The following is a 15,402-nucleotide window of genomic DNA, read 5'->3' as shown; positions in this document are numbered from 1 at the left end:
GTCCCAGTGGTACCCCTGCGTGACCGCGATATTCGCCAGCCCCTGAGTCACCAGGTAACGCTTCTCGTCGGTGTTCAGTACCAAGGGAAGCAGGTACTCGTTTCACAGGCCCAGGAACTGGAATTCCGATACTAACCAGTCCGGGCCTGGCCAGTGGCAACATCGACAAAGTCGACTAGACCACTCCTCCGGGTCTACGGAGCCGGAATTGCGCCCGCCAACCGGGCGGTGATGTCCATCGGGTTGGTGATGGCGTTGCCCACAACTACGGCGTGGGCGCCGGCTTCGCAGACGGCGCGGACGTGTTCGGGGGTGCGGATTCTGCCTTCGGCGACGATGGGGCAGTCGAGTTTGGTGGCGAGTTGGCGGACGAGGTCGACGTCGGGTTCGGTCGGCGTACGGCCATTGGTATAGCCGGACAGGGTGGTCGCAACCAGGTCGGCGCCTGCGGCCCGGGCGGCCAGGCCGGCGTCGAGGGTGTCGACGTCGGCCAGGACCGGTGCGCCGAGCTCGTTGTGGATCCGGCGGATCTGCTGGTCCAGCCGCTGCCCGTCGGGTCGTGGTCTGAGCGTGCCGTCCAGGGCGATCAGGTCGGCGCCGGCGGCGACGAGGTCGACGGCGGACTCGTACGTCGGGGTGATGAAGACGCCGGCCGGATCACCGAGCTTGTGCAGGCCGATGATCGGCAGGCTGGTCACGGCCCGGATCGCGGCGATGTCGTCCGGTCCGTTGGCCCGGATGGCACCGGCACCACCGGCCTCGGCGGCCTGGGCCATCAGCGCCATCGCGGCGGGCGAGAAGAACGGGTTCCCGGAGCCTGCCTGACAGGAGACCACGAGTGTGCCGCGGGAAAGAGAGCTCATCGGTGGTGCAGCACAATCAGGTCGGCGTACGGGCCGACAGGCCCGGTCGCGAGTCGCTCCGCGCCGTCGAGCGAGTTCCCGGCGGCCGGCGTCAACTGCGCTCGGGGCGTCAGAGCCGCGCGTACGGGGGTCAGCAGTTGCTCGCCCGCGCCCGCGAACAGCCCGCCGACGCAGGCGACCGGCACAGGTCCCTCGCCGGCCAACTGCGCCACCGCGGCCTCGATCGTCTCCGCGATGTCCCCGGCCGCGCGTACGACGAGATCAGTGGCGACCAGGTCACCTTCCGTGGCACATCGCAGTACTTCGGGCGCGAAGCGGGCGACGTCATCGACCAGCGTCGAGGAGCGGTAGAGCGTGACTGGATCGAGCGTGGTCTCCGCGAGCTTGGTCACCGGACCGCGTCCGTCCCGCGCACGCTGCACGGCGACCAGACCGGCCCGGCCGATCGCGAACGCGCTGCCCGCGTCGCCGAACAGGTACCCGTGTCCGTCCAGCTTGCGCCAGGTGCCGTCCCGATCCACCGCGAGGCAGACCAATCCGGTGCCTGCGGCAACCACTACGCCGTACCCGCCGGGCAGCGCGCCGGCGTGCGCGGTCACCATGTCCTGGGTCAGCCGTACCTCGTCGGCGTCGAGCAACGCGCCGATCTCCGCGGCGAAAACCTCAGCTGCACCCGGCGCGGGCGGATAACCGGTCAAGCCGAGGGCAACCACCTCGACCGGCCCGCTCACCTCCGCCTCGGCCGCCGCGGCGCCAATGGCAGCCAGCATGTGGCGCGGAGCGTCCGGACCGTGGGTGTAGCCGGGTCCGGCGCCAGTACGACGCGATGGGAGGACTCGGAGTCTGAGGGCGGACTGTCCGCCGTCGATCGCGATGCGGGTCATGCGGTGATCCAGTGTGAGTAGTCCGACCAGGAATAGTGCAGCATTCACTGTTGCCCAGGAGACGCGGGCGGTAAAGCACCTTCAGTAGACCACTCGGCCGGTATGGCAGGCTGGCCGGAGATCCTCGGGAGGGAACGCTATGCGCTTTGGGCTCAAGGTCAATCCGGCCGGCTGGGACGATGCGTCGTCCTGGGCGACGATCGCGGAAGAGGCCGGCTTCGACGGGCTGTGGACCGGCGACAACCTGCGCAACCCGCGTGATCCCGCGATCGCGGTGCACGACGGGCCGACCATCATCGCCGGCTGGGCGGCGACGACGCGGCGGATCCGGGTCGGGCTGCTGATCGCGAACATGGTGTTCCGGCAACCGACCGTACTGGCCAAGCAGGCGACCACCCTTGACCACATCTCGGGCGGCCGATTCGACCTGGGTATCGGCTCCGGCGTCTGGCCGACCGACCACGGCATGGCCGGTACGCCGATCTGGTCCGCGCGGGAGCGGACCGACCGGCTGGCCGAGTTCGTGGCGGCCGTGGATCGGCTGTTGTCGGGGGACGTCGCCGACCACGACGGGCCGTACTACCCGTACTCGCTGGCCGCGATGACGCCCGGAACGGTGCAGGAACGGCTGCCGTTGATCATCGCCGCTAACGCTCCCCGCGCGCTCGCGGTCGTCGCGGCGCACGGTGACGGGTGGGTGACGTTCCCGGGCGCAGCGACCGAGGAAGAGTTCTACGCGAAATCGGTCGAGCGTGTGCACGCCCTGGACGCGGCCCTCGATGGGCGGACGATCCGGCGGCTGCTGCTCGCGTACGGGCAGATCGATCCGTGGGCGTCGGTGGACGGGTTCGCCCGGCTGGTCGAGCGCTACCAGGGCATCGGGTTCGACGAGCTGGTCGTCTACGCGCCGAAGGACCACGAGCGCGCGGTCTTCGACGCAGTGGCGAACAAGCTCGACGACTACCGCTAGACCACTCGAGGTGATCAGTCCTCGATGTTGGACATGACGTGTTTGATGCGGGTGTAGTCCTCCAGGCCGTACATGGAGAGGTCCTTTCCGTAGCCGGAGTGCTTGAACCCGCCGTGGGGCATTTCGGCGACGATCGGGATGTGGGTGTTGATCCACACGCACCCGAAGTCGAGCCGGCGGGCCATCCGCATGGCGCGGCCGTGGTCGCGGGTGAAGACGGACGAGGCCAAGCCGTACTCGACGCCGTTGGCCCAGCGCAGCGCCTCGTCCTCGTCGGTGAACCGCTGGACCGTGATCACCGGGCCGAAGATCTCCTGCTGGATGGCGTCGTCGTTCTGCCGGAGTCCCGAGACCACTGTGGGTGCGTAGAAGTAGCCGCGTTCACCGACGGCGGCACCTCCGGTGCGGACGGTCGCATGGTCGGGCAGGTTGCGGATGAAGCCGCTGACCCGGTGCAACTGGGCTTCGTTGTTCAAAGCGCCGTACGCGGCGGTGGGATCGTCAGGCATACCCGTGTGGGTGTGGTTGGCCCGATCGGTCAGCGCGTCGACGAAGTCGTCGTGGATACGTGGACCAGCCAGCACGCGGGTCGCCGCGGTGCAGTCCTGGCCGGCGTTGAAGTATCCCGCGTCCGCGATCGCCTGCGCGGCCTTCTCCAGGTCAGCGTCGTCGAAAACGACCACGGGCGCCTTGCCACCCAGTTCGAGATGGGTCCGCTTGAGCTGCCGGGCCGCGCTCGACGCGACCTCCATCCCGGCCCGGACCGAGCCGGTGATCGCGACCAACTGCGGGATCTCGTGGTCGACCAGCGCGCGGCCGGTGTCGCGGTCACCGCAGACCACATTGAGTACGCCGGGCGGCAGGAACTCGTTGCACAGTTCAGCGAGCAGGACGGTCGATGCCGGAGTGGTGTCGCTCGGCTTGAGCACGATCGTGTTGCCGGCGGCGAGGGCCGGCGCGATCTTCCAGACCGCCATCATCAGCGGGTAGTTCCACGGCGTCACCTGACCGACCACGCCGATCGGCTCACGCCGGATCCACGACGTGTGACCGGCCATGTACTCGCCCGCCGACCTGCCCTCCAGCACCCGGGCAGCACCGGCGAAGAACCGCAACTGGTCCACACACGGCGGCACCTCGTCGGTGGTGGTGATGGACAGCGGCTTGCCGGTGTTCTGGCTCTCGACCGCGATGAACTCGTCCGCGCGCCGCTCCATCGCGTCCGCGATGCGCAGCAACGCGAGCTGCCGTTCTGCGGGTGTGGTGTCGCGCCAGGTCTCGAAGGCTCGCGCGGCCGCGGTCATCGCCTGGTCGACGTCTTCCCGGCCGGACAGCGGTGCCCGGGTGTAGACCTCACCGGTCGCCGGCGCGATCACGTCGTACATCGCTCCACTGAGTGCGCCCACCGGCTTGCCGTCGACGATATTGGTGAGGCTCTGCTCCATGACGGTCCTTATCTGCTCGACTGATCGCCGAAGACGCACTCGCCCTCGACGTAAGTGGCCCGCACCCGGGCTTCCGCAATCTCGTCATGCGGTCCGGCGAACGGGTCGCGATCGAGGACAGCCAGATCCGCGAACGCCCCGACCTCGATCCGCCCGGTGTCGTCGGCGTGGTTCAGCCACGCACTTCCCGACGTGTACGCCGCCAGCGCCGTGGCCAGGTCCAGCGCCTGTTCGGGCAAGAAGACATCCATGTCCTGGTCCTGCCGACGATTCACGGCGACGTGTACGGCGGCCAACGGGTCCGGACTCGACACCGGCCAGTCCGAGCCGGCCGCGAGCCGGGCACCCGAGCGGGCCAGGTCGCCGAACGGGTACTGCCACCCCGTCCGCTCCGGCCCGAGGAACGGGATGGTCAGGTCGACCATTTGCGGGTCGTACATCGCCCACAGCGCCTGCAGATTCGCGGTGACTCTGAGCTGCGCGAATCGACCGATGTCGTCGGGGTGGATGACCTGAAGATGAGCGATGTGGTGGCGCAGGTCGCTGTCGCCGTTCTCGGTCAGCGCTGTCTCGAACGCATCCAAACCTTCCCGGACCGCCCGATCACCGATCGCGTGCAGGTGGACCTGGAACCCTTCGGCGTCGAGCCGGCTGACGTGATGGCCTAGCTCGACCGGATCCACGAACGACAGGCCGGCGTTCGCGGTCCGGCAGCCACAGCCGTCGAAGTAGGGCTCGAGCATCCCGGCGGAGAAGTTCTCCGCGACCCCGTCCTGCATGACCTTGACGCTGTCCGCGCGAAACCGCGGGAACTTGACCGCGTCCCGTCGTTCCACCAGCTCCGGGATCTGCTCGGCGCCACGCTCGCGTTGCCACCACAGCGCGCCGACCACGCGTGCGGTCAGGCGGCCTTCGCGCGCGAGTTCGACGTACGCCGGAGTCGCGTCGTCGATGTTGGCGTACGTACCGAGAATCGCGTCCTGCCAGCCGGTCACGCCGAGCGAGTGGAGGTAGGCCTGGGCGTCCAGCAGGGCGGCGACCATCTCGACGTGGGTCGTCGGCGGGACCAGGCGGCCGACGAGATCCATCGCACCCTCGTGCAGTGTCCCGGTCGGCGATCCGTCGGGTCCGCGCTCGATGCGTCCGTCGGCGGGGTCCGGCGTACGGGCGTCGATTCCCGCCAGGGCGAGCGCCCGTGAGTTGACCCACGCGCCGTGGTGGTCGGCGTTCACCAGGAAGGCCGGCCGATCGCCGGTGACCGGGTCGAGGTCGGCCGCGGCCGGTGCGGCGCCCGGGAAATCGGGCTGATGCCAGCCGCCGCCGAGGATCCACGGGACGTCCGGGTGCGTAGCGGCGTATCGCGCGATCGTCTCCTGGTACGCCGGTAGTCCTGACGCCGGTGCCAGGTCGCACCGGGCGCGTTCGAGACCGCCCTGGACCGGGTGGACGTGGGCGTCGACGAAGCCGGGGAGCAGGAGGCCGCCGGCCAGGTCGACCACCTCGGTGCGTGACCCGCGCAGCTCGGTGAGGTCGGTTCCGATCGCGGCGATCCGGCCGGAGCGGACGGCGACGGCCAGGCTTCTCCGGTACTGCGACCCGTCGAAGACCGAGCCGTTGACGAACAGCGTGTCCACTCCGCCGACCTCCCCGCGGTGCTTGTTGCTGGCCCCACCCCACCGCACCGGTCGACTGATTCCGCACCAGATGGCGCCATGAGCTGCTGACATCGACACACTAACGGCTCGGTGGGCACGAAATCACTTGCCTGATTGCATTTTTCCAGGCACGATGGCGGGCAACGGCCAGCCTGAGACGAGGGATACCCCATGCCGTCCGACACGCTCGACGACGCCGACTTCGCCCACCTGCAGCAGTCGGCCCGCGATCACCTGTGGATGCACTTCACGAGGCTTTCGAGCTACCAGTCCGGTGAGGTGCCGGTCATCGTCCGCGGCGACGGCGTCTACATCTACGACGCCCGCGGCAAGCGGTACCTGGACGGTCTGGCCGGCCTGTTCGTCAGCCAGCTCGGCCACGGCCGGACGGAGCTCGCCGAGGCGGCGGCCAAACAGGCCGCGGAGCTGGCGTTCTTCCCGCTCTGGTCCTACGCACACCCCAAGTCGATCGAGCTGGCCGAGCGCATCGCCGGCTACGCACCGGGCGACCTGAACCGGGTGTTCTTCACCAGCGGTGGCGGCGAGGCCGTCGAGACCGCCTGGAAGCTGGCCAAGCAGTACTTCAAGCTCACCGGCAAGCCCGGCAAGCACAAGGTGATCAGCCGCGCGATCGCGTACCACGGCACCAGCCAGGGCGCGCTGTCGATCACCGGTCTGCCCGAGCTGAAGGCGCCGTTCGAGCCCCTGGTCCCGAGCACGTTCCGGGTGCCGAACACGAACTTCTACCGCGCCCCGATCCACGGCGACGACCCGACCGCGTTCGGCCGCTGGGCCGCCGACCAGATCGCCGTCGCGATCGAGAACGAGGGCGCCGACACGGTCGCCGCCGTCTTCCTCGAACCGGTGCAGAACGCGGGCGGTTGCTTCCCGCCACCACCTGGCTACTTCGAGCGGGTCCGCGAGATCTGCGACGAGTACGACGTACTGCTCGTCAGCGACGAGGTGATCTGCGCGTTCGGCCGGCTCGGGCACATGTTCGGCGCCGAACGGTACGGCTACCTGCCGGACATGATCACCTGCGCGAAGGGCCTCACCTCCGGCTACTCACCGCTCGGCGCGATGATCGCGACCGACCGGCTGATCGAGCCGTTCCTGAACGGCGACACCACGTTCGCCCACGGCTACACCTTCGGTGGCCACCCCGTATCCGCCGCGGTCGCACTGACCAATTTGGACATTTTCGAGCGCGAAGGCATCAACGAGCACGTCCGGAGCCGGGAGGGGGATTTCCGGGCGACGCTCGAGAAGCTGCTCGATCTGCCCTTGGTCGGTGACGTCCGCGGCGCTGGGTACTTCTACGGGATCGAACTGGTCAAGGACAAGGCGACCAAGGAGACCTTCAACGACGAGGAGTCCGAGCGCCTGCTCCGCGGCTTCCTGTCCAAAGCCCTCTTCGACGCCGGCCTCTACTGCCGAGCCGACGACCGCGGCGACCCCGTCATCCAACTCTCCCCACCCCTGATCTGCGACCAGCCCCACTTCGACGAAATGGAACAAATCATCCGGGCTGTCCTCACCGAGGCCGAGTCGAAGCTGTAGATACTGGGGTCCAGCCCACGCGTGCTCCAGCGCTCCCACCCACCCAAGGGTGCGCGCTGCCGCGCTTCATCAACCCTGCGGTGCCGTCAACTCGCCGAGCGGCGATCACCGGGGTCCGGGCCCCCGGCGCGGACTGGCTGCCATCAGTCCGCGGGAACGCCACCAGCCCCGGGGTTGCCCGTTCAGTTGGAGGGTTGCCCACTGAGAATCTGAGTGGGCAACCCTCCACCTCGATGGGCAACCCCTAACCTGAGGGCTCCCGCTCGCCGCACGTGCCGGTCCGCGCGGGGCCCTGGGCCTGGGTTTGCGAGTCGGCAGTGGGGGAGGCCGGTGACGTGGTGGTCGCCAGCCCCGCGGCGGCGTACCGATCGACGGGTAGTGGTCGGGTGCCCGGTAGTGCAGCTGAGCGGGGCGATGGTGCGCGTACGCCGTACCGGGGTGCACTACCCGTTCATCGGTACACGCACCCGGGCGCGCGACTGGTGCGCTCGCGCCCGGGAGTGTGACAAGCCCTGGGGGCCGGGGAACGAGGGCGTCGCGCAGGGAGCCGTGGGCTTGGACAGGAACTGGTGGATGGGGACCTGTTGTTTCCTGTCTCAGCCCGCCAGAAGGTGCCCCACACCCGTGCCGGTGCTACTCGATCAGTAGGGTGACCGGGAGGTTTCCGCGGGTTGCGGTCGAGTACGGGCAGGCGCGGTGTGTTGCGTCCAGAAGTTGCCGGCGGGCCGGGTCGTCGAGATGATCCGGCATCTCGACTCGCAGAGTGGCGGCGAGGGCATACCCCGCCCCGTTCGGGACCAGACTGACCTCGGCCGTGACTGCGACGTCCTTGGTGTCGATTCCTCTGCTCTCCCCGATGAGACCCATGGTCGTCGAGAAGCACGCCGCCCAACCTGCGGCGAAGAGTTGCTCCGGGTTGGTGCCTTCACCGGTACCGCCCATCTCTTTGGGCGGTGCGAGCGCGAGATCCAGCCGGCCGTCTGACGTGACAGCCCGGGCATCACGTCCGGATGAGGTGGCGACGGCGGTGTACGTGGGGTTCATAGCTTTGTCTCCGAATCCACAAGGGGTGAACTACGTCGACCATCGCCCGCACATCCCACGGTCTCAATTACCTCTCAGGTGCAACCGGTGATCACCCAAGAGGTAATGGCTCGTCGGGAGATCAGCGTTCTAGCCTTGGGGGATCATGACGACGCAGCAGCTTGACGAACCGCGAACTGTCGGCGAACTCATCCGCTTCTGGCGCGTGCGCAGACACCTGAGTCAGCTCAGCCTCGCGCTGGACGCGGAGATGTCCACGAAGCATCTCGGCTTCGTCGAGACCGGGCGGGCGCGCCCGAGCCGCCAACTGCTGCTCCACTTGGGGCGACAGCTGGATCTCCCGATCGCCGAGCAGAACCGGTTGCTTCTGACTGGTGGATTCGCGCCCGTCTATCCCAACCAGCCGTACGAAGCTGAGGCGATGCGACCGATGCGCGACGCGCTGCGACAGCTGCTCGAGGCACACATGCCGAACCCCGCGTTGATCGTCGACGGACTGTGGAACCTGATCGATGCGAACCCGGCCGCGTCGCTGCTGTGGGACGGAGTGGATCCTCAGCTACTGGTCCCACCGATCAACCTGCTGCGCCTTGCTGTGCATCCGCAAGGGATCCCGAGCATCTCCTCCATGACGGCCGCCTGCAACACTCCACTCATTCAGCGCCTCAAACGGAGGAGTCGTGAAGATGCCGACGAGGCACTCGCTGCCCTTGTGAGTGAAGTGGAGTCCTATCTCCCGGACAAGCCCGTGACAGCCGAGATCCACCAGCCGATGGTGACGATCGACCTCCGCACAAGGCTCGGCGACGTACGGCTGTTCACCGTTATCGCCACCCTTGGGGCTCCGCTCGAGGTGACCGCCGCCAGTCTCGCCATCGAAACGTTCCTCCCAGCCGACGAGCCGAGCGCCGCCCGCCTACGCCAGCTCGCCGCCGCTCCCGCGGGCGACTGACCGAGTCGACGACACAGGCCCTACCTTTTCTTGGCGAGCCACCAGCCGGGCTGATCAAGGCGCAGGCTGTTCGCTCGTCGGTATCCGGATGAGCCGGTGAGCGCGTTCGTGTGTACGTCGTGGCTCCTCGACCCGCAGCTGGCCGAGTACTTGCCGGATGACTCCAACATCATGCGATTCCAGCGTCGCTTCAGCGTGCTCCCGCTGCTCCCTCCGGACGACCCGAGCGAGGGCGACCGCGAGATGATGCGACTCTGCTTGCAACTCTCTCCGCCGGCTGGTGCGCTGCGCGACGAGGATCTGGCGCGTGTGCCGCAGAAGACCACGCTGCACCGCGCGTTCGTCAGCCACCTGCGCTCGGGCAGACACTGGCACTCCCGTACGGGCGTCCTCCGCTCGAACGGTGACACGCCGATCGCATCCTGGTGAGCGCGCGACAGATGAGCGGCAGCTCGTGTCGCGGCATCCGCGCTTGGCGGAAGATTCCGGTCTCCTGGCGCACATTTGTTTCCGCAGACCCGACGTGGCGGGCGAGATGTTGCCTGGCGCAATCACGCCCGCGCGTGGGTTGATCAACCACGTCAGAAGTCGAAGCCTAGGCCCATTCGGTCGAGGGTGCGGAGCCAGAGGTTTCGTTTGCCGTTGTGGGTGTCGGCTCGGGACATGGACCAGCGGGTCAGGTGGATGCCGGCTGCGCGGAGGGGTTCGGGTGGGAAGGGGAGGGGGCGTTCGCGGACCATGCGGAGGGCGGTGCGTTCGGTGTCTTCGGCGTACAGGAGGTCGAGCATGACGTCGGCGCCGAAGCGCGTGGCGCCTACGCCTAGGCCGGTGTAGCCGAGGGCGTAGCCGATGTGGCCGGAGTGGGCCGTGCCGAAGAAGGCGCAGAAGCGGGTGCTGGTGTCGATCACGCCGCCCCAGCGGTGGGTGAAGTGCAGGCCCTCCAACTGGGGGAACGTCGTGAAGAAGTGCCGGCCGAGCATTGCGTGGATCGAGTGACGTTGCTCGAAGGCTGGATCGATGCGGCTGCCGAAGTGGTACAGCGGCAGATAGCCGCCCCACAGGATCCGGTCGTCGCGGGTCAGGCGGTAGTAATGGAAGAGGTTCGACGCGTCGCCCACACCTTGGCGATGTCGCCAGCCGATGGAGGCCAGTTGCGTGGCTGACAAGGGTTGTGTGAGCAGGACGAGGTCATAGACGGGCACGGTGTACAAACGCAGCCGCCGCAGCAGCGGGGGAAAGGCGTTCGTGGCCAGCCCGATCCGATCTGCGCGTACGGTGCCGGTTTCGGTCCACACCTGCTTGCTGTGCATCCGAGTCACGCGGCTGTGTTCGTGGATGCGTACGCCGAGTTCCAGGCAAGCCCGGCGTAATCCCCAGGCCAGGCGGGCCGGCTCGACCAAGGCGGTCCGATGAGGGTCGGACAATGCGCCAAGGTAGGTCGGTGAGTTCAGCTCGGCGCGGGCGGCCTCCTGGTCCAGGAGTGTGACGCCGGGACGCTCCTCGGCCTCCTCGGCCAGTTCGTCCAGGTGGTGCGGTGCTGTGGCAACAGTGAGCTCGCCAGTTCGTTGCCAATCGCAATCAATGCCAAACTGCTCGATGGTGTCACCAATGGCATCGAGGTTGTCGGCGCCCAACTGCTCGAGCTGATCGACTTCGTCCGGCCAGCGGGCCTGGCCGTTGCCGAAGCCGTGGGTGAGGCTGGCGTCGCAGAAGCCGCCGTTGCGCCCGCTGGCGGCGGATCCACAGGTGTCGCTCTCGAGCAGTACGACGTTGAGCGAAGGGTAGCGTTCCTTCGCTCGCAGCGCTGTCCACAGACCGGTGTACCCACCGCCGACCACCACCAGGTCGGCCGAGGTCGGTCCGAGGAGTGCCGGCGCGGCGTCCGGCGCGGACTTGTCATCGAGCCAGAACACCCTCGGCTCGGCGTCTGCGAGTGCTGCCAGTTTCATCGGACCCGTCGGCGCCGGGCGAGTTCGCCGCCTAGTACGAGGACGAGCGCCAGCAGGAACATCGCCGTACCGACGACGTTGATCTGCGGCGGGATGTCACGTTGTGCCGATCCCCAAACGAACATCGGGAACGTCACCGTGGTGCCGGCGTTCAGGTTCGTGATGATGAAGTCGTCGAAGGACAGCGAGAAACTCAGCAGCGCCGCGGCCACGATGCCCGGCAGGACCAGGGGGAACGTGATCCGCCAGAACGTCTGCCACTCGTTCGCGTACAGATCCATCGCGGCCTGTTCGAGCCGGTAGTCCATCCCGGTCAGCCGCGCCTTCACTGTGACGACGACGAACGACAGACAGAACATCACGTGCGCGATCAGCACCGTCCAGAACCCGAGCCGGCCGCCGAGCCCGCTGGAGACGAACAGCGCCAGCAGCGACGACCCGAGCACGATCTCCGGCGTGGCCATCGGCAGGAAGATGAACAGGTTGGTGCCGGACCGGCCGCGGAAGCGGTGCCGCACCATCGCGAACGCCATCAGCGTGCCGAGCACGGTGGCGATCACGGTCGCGAGCAGGCCGATCCGCAGACTGGTGCTGACCGCGTCGCACAGCCCGAACGGCCGGCACGGATGCTGCCAGTTCTCCCAGGTGAACCCATCGAACGTGTACGACAGCTTGCTCTTCGGCTGGTTGAACGACATCAGCATCACGACCATGATCGGCGCGAAGAGGTACAGCAGCACGAGCAGCGCGAACATCATGACCAGGTTCCGCCTGATCCAGCGCCCGGCCCTCATACCAGTTCCTCCGTCCCAGCCCGTCGTACGTAGACCAGCACCAGTACGACGATCGCCGCCATCAGCGTGACCGACAGCGCGGCCGCGGTCGGATACGCACCCGCGGCGAACAGGCGCTGGATGTCGTTGCCGATCATCCGCTGCTTCGGCGTACCGAGCAGCTGGGCGTTGATGTAGTCGCCGGCCGCCGGGATGAAGGTGAGCAGCGTGCCCGCGACCACACCCGGCATCGACAGTGGCAGCGTCACGGTCCGGAACGTGGTGAGCGGATTGGCGAACAGATCGCCGCCCGCCTCGATCAACTTCGGATCGATCCGTTCCAGGCTCGCGTACAGCGGCAGCACCATGAACGGCAGGAAGTTGTACGTGAGCCCGGTGACGACCGCGGTCGTGGTGGCGAGCAGCCGGCCGTCCTGGCCGAGGATGTGCAGCCACTTCAGCGTGTCGACGACGAAGCCGTTGTCGCTCAGCAGCAGCTTCCACGACAGGGTGCGGATCAGGAAGCTGGTGAAGAACGGCGCAATCACGAGCGCCAGCATCAGGTTCTTCCACCGGCCGGCCTTCATCGCGATCGCATACGCCAGTGGATACCCAAGGATCAGGCAGAACGCGGTCGTGATCAGCGAGTACCACAACGACCGGAAGAACGGCCGCGCGTAGTCCGCCATCGCGTCGGCGAAGTTCTGGAAGTGCCAGGTCATCTTGAACCCGGACTCGATCGAACCGTTCGGGTCGTACAGGCTGGCCGCGAGCAACGTCACCAGCGGTACGACGAAGAACAGCAGCAGCCAGAGTCCGCCCGGAAGGAGCAGCAGGTACGCCGTGAACCGCCGGCCGGACCGTTCGGTCTTGGCGGCCGGGGCCGCGGTGGCCGCACCCAGCTGGCCGACCGCGCTCATCCGGCACCACCCGCGTCGTCGACCTTCTCGACCCCCGCCTGCGCATCCTGACCCGCGTCCAGCACGAACGTGTGTGACGGCTGCCAGTGCAGGTCGACCGCGTCCCCGACGGCGAACGTGTCGCGGGCGCCGGTGTTCTGCTCGAAGGTCGTCAGCTCCTGATCCCACGGCAGCTTCGCCAGGTACTGCGTACTGACGCCGACGTAACTCACATCGGTCACGACCGCGCCGCGGAGCTGGTTCGACCCGTTGCTCTGCTCGGTGCCCGCTCGCGCCAGGAAGACCTTCTCGGGTCTGATGCCCATCCAGACATCGCCCTCGGTCACCCGGCACCTGGGCAGCGGCACGGTCACCTTGCGGCCGTGTACGTCGACCACCAGGTTCTGGTCGGCCTGGCCGATGATCGAGGCCCGGATCAGGTTGGACTGACCGAGGAAGTTCGCCACGAACGTCGTCGCGGGCAGGTCGTAGAGCTCGGTCGGCGTACCCATCTGCTCGATCACGCCGGCGTTCATCACCGCGATGGTGTCGGCCATCGTCATGGCCTCCTCCTGATCATGGGTGACGTGTACGAACGTGATGCCGACCTCGGTCTGGATCCGCTTCAGCTCCAGCTGCATCTGGCGGCGCAGCTTGAGGTCGAGCGCGCCGAGCGGCTCGTCCAGCAGCAGGACCTGCGGCCGGTTGATCAGCGCCCGGGCGAGCGCGACTCGTTGCTGCTGGCCACCGGACAGCTGGGCCGGCTTGCGCCTGCCGTAGGTGCTGAGCTCGACCAGGCCGAGCATCTCCTCGACCTTCGGCTTGAAATCCTTGACCCCACGGCGCTTCAGCCCGAACGCGACGTTCTCGAAGATGTCGAGGTGCGGGAACAGCGCATAGTTCTGGAAGACCGTGTTGACCGGCCGTTTGTACGGGCGCAGTCCGCTGATCTCCTGCTCACCCAACCGGATGCTGCCGCTGCTCGGATCCTCCAAGCCGGCGATCATCCGCAGCGTGGTGGTCTTCCCACAGCCGGACGGACCGAGCAAGGCGAAGAAGGTCCCGGCCGGCACGGTCAGATCCAGGTCGTCGACCGCACGATGCGCGCCGAAGAGCTTGCTGATCCCGGTGAGGACCAGATCGTCCGACCGAGGCGGTGGGGTGGCGGAGGTATCAGGCTCAGTCATGGTCAGCCCCCGATCGCGAGGTTGAAGTCGGTTTCGTAGAGGGCCGCCTTGGCCGTGTCCAGTGGCATGAACGCGGTGGTCTTGGCCAGCGTCGCCTCGTCGGGGAAGATCAGCGGGTCGTCGACCACGTCAGGATCGACCGTCTCCATCGCCTTCTTGGCTCCGGTGACCGGGCAGATGTAGTTCACCCAGTCGGCCAGCGTCGCGGCGACCTCGGGCTCGTAGTAGTAGTTCATCAGCTTCTCGGCGTTGCCCTTGTGGGTCGCCTTGTTCGGCACCAGCATGTTGTCCGACCAGAGGTTCAGACCCTCTTCGGGCACCACGAACTTGATGTCCGGGTTGTCGGCCTGCATCGCGATCACGTCGCCGGACCAGGCCTCGCAGGCGGCGATGTTGCCGGCGTTCAGGTCCTGCACGTAGTCGTTTCCGGTGAAACGGCGGATCTGCCCGGTGCCGACGACGTCCTCGAGCTTCTGCAGCGCCTTGCTCCACTCCGCGTCGTTGAACTTCTCCGGGTCGGCGCCGACCAGCTTGAGCATGAAGGACATGGTGTCCGGCATCTCCGACAGCAACGTGATCCGGCCCTTCAGGTCCTCCCGGCTGAGCAGGTCCGCGAAGCTGCCCACTGGCTTGGTGACCTTCGCGTTGTACGCAATCCCGGTCAGACCGCTCTGCCATGGGACGCTGTAATCGCGGTTCGGGTCCCAGCTCGGCGCCTTGAGCTTGGCCAGCAACTGCTGGTCGACGTTCGGAATCTTCGCGTGGTCGAGCTTCTGGATCCAGCCGAGCCCGATCATCCGGGCGGCCATCCAGTCGGTCAGCACGAAGATGTCCCGGCCGCAGGATTGGCAACTGCCGAGCTGGTCGCGCACCTTGGCGTAGAACTCGGCGTTGTCGTTGACGTCGGTGGTGTAGGTGACCTTGATGCCGGTCTGGGTCTGGAACTCCTCCAGCGTCGGCAGCACCGTCTTGCCGTTGACCTTCTCGTCGGACTCGTCCATGTAGCTCGGCCAGTTCGAGAAGTTCAGCGTCTTCTGTTGCGCCGACTCATCGGTGCTGATGCAGTCGCCCGCGGACTGCTTGGCCGCGGGGATCCCGCAGCCGGTGAGGGCCCCGCCCAGCCCGAGGGCGGACAACGACATCCCCTTCAGGACCGCCCGGCGCCGGATAACAGGCTGGTGACGAGGACTCATTGGACCCCCTAAGAAAGCGTCTTTCGCG

At 67.4% G+C, this 15,402-nt stretch carries 14 protein-coding genes; 4 read left to right on the top strand and 10 right to left on the bottom strand.

Features of this window, described 5'->3' with window-relative positions; genetic code table 11:
- Positions 1-194 precede the first annotated feature (194 nt).
- Positions 195-863, bottom strand: coding sequence for a putative N-acetylmannosamine-6-phosphate 2-epimerase (locus tag AB0E63_RS21185; protein WP_360368611.1), 669 nt, complete (start codon positions 861-863; stop codon positions 195-197).
- Entirely contained in the window at positions 860-1,747 is an 888-nt protein-coding gene (locus AB0E63_RS21180) for a BadF/BadG/BcrA/BcrD ATPase family protein (RefSeq protein WP_360368608.1), read from the bottom strand. The genes AB0E63_RS21185 and AB0E63_RS21180 overlap by 4 nt, the downstream gene beginning before the upstream one ends.
- 139 nt (positions 1,748-1,886) lie before the next feature.
- On the opposite strand from AB0E63_RS21180, the gene AB0E63_RS21175 reads away from it, so the two are divergent.
- The gene (locus AB0E63_RS21175; protein WP_360368605.1) at positions 1,887-2,717 is read left to right on the top strand and encodes an LLM class flavin-dependent oxidoreductase; all 831 of its coding nucleotides are present in this window, start codon (positions 1,887-1,889) and stop codon (positions 2,715-2,717) included.
- Positions 2,718-2,731: 14 nt separating this feature from the next.
- On the opposite strand, the gene AB0E63_RS21170 is transcribed toward AB0E63_RS21175, so the two are convergent.
- Together AB0E63_RS21170 and AB0E63_RS21165 are read right to left on the bottom strand one after the other, a co-directional pair.
- The gene (locus AB0E63_RS21170; RefSeq protein WP_360368602.1) at positions 2,732-4,162 is read right to left on the bottom strand and encodes a gamma-aminobutyraldehyde dehydrogenase; all 1,431 of its coding nucleotides are present in this window, start codon (positions 4,160-4,162) and stop codon (positions 2,732-2,734) included.
- Positions 4,163-4,170: 8 nt separating this feature from the next.
- Positions 4,171-5,889, bottom strand: a complete 1,719-nt coding sequence (locus tag AB0E63_RS21165) for an amidohydrolase (protein ID WP_360368599.1) — start codon at positions 5,887-5,889, stop codon at positions 4,171-4,173.
- Positions 5,890-5,988: 99 nt separating this feature from the next.
- Here AB0E63_RS21165 and AB0E63_RS21160 point away from each other — a divergent pair, with 99 nt between their 5' ends.
- Entirely contained in the window at positions 5,989-7,377 is a 1,389-nt protein-coding gene (locus AB0E63_RS21160) for an aspartate aminotransferase family protein (RefSeq protein WP_360368596.1), read from the top strand.
- A 633-nt stretch (positions 7,378-8,010) separates the two neighbouring features.
- Here the strand turns inward: AB0E63_RS21160 and AB0E63_RS21155 are convergent.
- On the bottom strand, positions 8,011-8,421 hold the full coding sequence (locus AB0E63_RS21155; RefSeq protein WP_360368593.1) for an organic hydroperoxide resistance protein: 411 nt from the start codon (positions 8,419-8,421) through the stop codon (positions 8,011-8,013).
- A gap of 145 nt (positions 8,422-8,566) precedes the next feature.
- On the opposite strand from AB0E63_RS21155, the gene AB0E63_RS21150 reads away from it, so the two are divergent.
- On the top strand, positions 8,567-9,373 hold the full coding sequence (locus AB0E63_RS21150; RefSeq protein WP_360368591.1) for a helix-turn-helix transcriptional regulator: 807 nt from the start codon (positions 8,567-8,569) through the stop codon (positions 9,371-9,373).
- 66 nt (positions 9,374-9,439) lie between these two features.
- On the top strand, positions 9,440-9,802 hold the full coding sequence (locus AB0E63_RS21145) for a hypothetical protein (protein ID WP_360368765.1): 363 nt from the start codon (positions 9,440-9,442) through the stop codon (positions 9,800-9,802).
- Between the two features lie 152 nt (positions 9,803-9,954).
- Here AB0E63_RS21145 and AB0E63_RS21140 read toward each other — a convergent pair whose 3' ends face one another.
- Genes AB0E63_RS21140 through AB0E63_RS21120 form a run of 5 tightly spaced genes read right to left on the bottom strand, consistent with a single transcriptional unit; the run spans position 9,955 to position 15,374 of the window.
- Positions 9,955-11,322 (bottom strand): FAD-dependent oxidoreductase, encoded by a 1,368-nt coding sequence (locus AB0E63_RS21140; protein ID WP_360368588.1) that lies wholly within the window; start codon positions 11,320-11,322, stop codon positions 9,955-9,957.
- Positions 11,319-12,116: an ABC transporter permease gene (locus AB0E63_RS21135; RefSeq protein WP_360368585.1), complete on the bottom strand. Its 798-nt coding sequence runs from the start codon at positions 12,114-12,116 to the stop codon at positions 11,319-11,321. The genes AB0E63_RS21140 and AB0E63_RS21135 overlap by 4 nt, the downstream gene beginning before the upstream one ends.
- Complete coding sequence (locus AB0E63_RS21130; protein WP_360368582.1) at positions 12,113-13,015, bottom strand: ABC transporter permease; 903 nt, start codon at positions 13,013-13,015, stop codon at positions 12,113-12,115. The genes AB0E63_RS21135 and AB0E63_RS21130 overlap by 4 nt, the downstream gene beginning before the upstream one ends.
- Positions 13,012-14,181: an ABC transporter ATP-binding protein gene (locus AB0E63_RS21125; RefSeq protein ID WP_360368580.1), complete on the bottom strand. Its 1,170-nt coding sequence runs from the start codon at positions 14,179-14,181 to the stop codon at positions 13,012-13,014. The genes AB0E63_RS21130 and AB0E63_RS21125 overlap by 4 nt, the downstream gene beginning before the upstream one ends.
- Positions 14,182-14,183: 2 nt before the next feature.
- Positions 14,184-15,374: a spermidine/putrescine ABC transporter substrate-binding protein gene (locus AB0E63_RS21120; RefSeq protein ID WP_360368577.1), complete on the bottom strand. Its 1,191-nt coding sequence runs from the start codon at positions 15,372-15,374 to the stop codon at positions 14,184-14,186.
- Positions 15,375-15,402: the final 28 nt, after the last annotated feature.

The organism is Kribbella sp. NPDC026596, assembly GCF_040638415.1.
In the GTDB taxonomy this organism is placed as follows: Bacteria; Actinomycetota; Actinomycetes; order Propionibacteriales; family Kribbellaceae; genus Kribbella.
This window is presented reverse-complemented; position numbering and strand designations above follow the sequence as displayed.

Bases quoted from the DNA above. Each gene is read 5' to 3' on its own strand.
- AB0E63_RS21185 (WP_360368611.1), bottom strand. From the start codon at position 863: ATGAGCTCTCTTTCCCGCGGCACACTCGTGGTCTCCTGTCAGGCAGGC.
- AB0E63_RS21180 (WP_360368608.1), bottom strand. From the start codon at position 1,747: ATGACCCGCATCGCGATCGACGGCGGACAGTCCGCCCTCAGACTCCGA.
- AB0E63_RS21175 (WP_360368605.1), top strand. From the start codon at position 1,887: ATGCGCTTTGGGCTCAAGGTCAATCCGGCCGGCTGGGACGATGCGTCG.
- AB0E63_RS21170 (WP_360368602.1), bottom strand. From the start codon at position 4,162: ATGGAGCAGAGCCTCACCAATATCGTCGACGGCAAGCCGGTGGGCGCA.
- AB0E63_RS21165 (WP_360368599.1), bottom strand. From the start codon at position 5,889: ATGTCAGCAGCTCATGGCGCCATCTGGTGCGGAATCAGTCGACCGGTG.
- AB0E63_RS21160 (WP_360368596.1), top strand. From the start codon at position 5,989: ATGCCGTCCGACACGCTCGACGACGCCGACTTCGCCCACCTGCAGCAG.
- AB0E63_RS21155 (WP_360368593.1), bottom strand. From the start codon at position 8,421: ATGAACCCCACGTACACCGCCGTCGCCACCTCATCCGGACGTGATGCC.
- AB0E63_RS21150 (WP_360368591.1), top strand. From the start codon at position 8,567: ATGACGACGCAGCAGCTTGACGAACCGCGAACTGTCGGCGAACTCATC.
- AB0E63_RS21140 (WP_360368588.1), bottom strand. From the start codon at position 11,322: ATGAAACTGGCAGCACTCGCAGACGCCGAGCCGAGGGTGTTCTGGCTC.
- AB0E63_RS21135 (WP_360368585.1), bottom strand. From the start codon at position 12,116: ATGAGGGCCGGGCGCTGGATCAGGCGGAACCTGGTCATGATGTTCGCG.
- AB0E63_RS21130 (WP_360368582.1), bottom strand. From the start codon at position 13,015: ATGAGCGCGGTCGGCCAGCTGGGTGCGGCCACCGCGGCCCCGGCCGCC.
- AB0E63_RS21125 (WP_360368580.1), bottom strand. From the start codon at position 14,181: ATGACTGAGCCTGATACCTCCGCCACCCCACCGCCTCGGTCGGACGAT.
- AB0E63_RS21120 (WP_360368577.1), bottom strand. From the start codon at position 15,374: ATGAGTCCTCGTCACCAGCCTGTTATCCGGCGCCGGGCGGTCCTGAAG.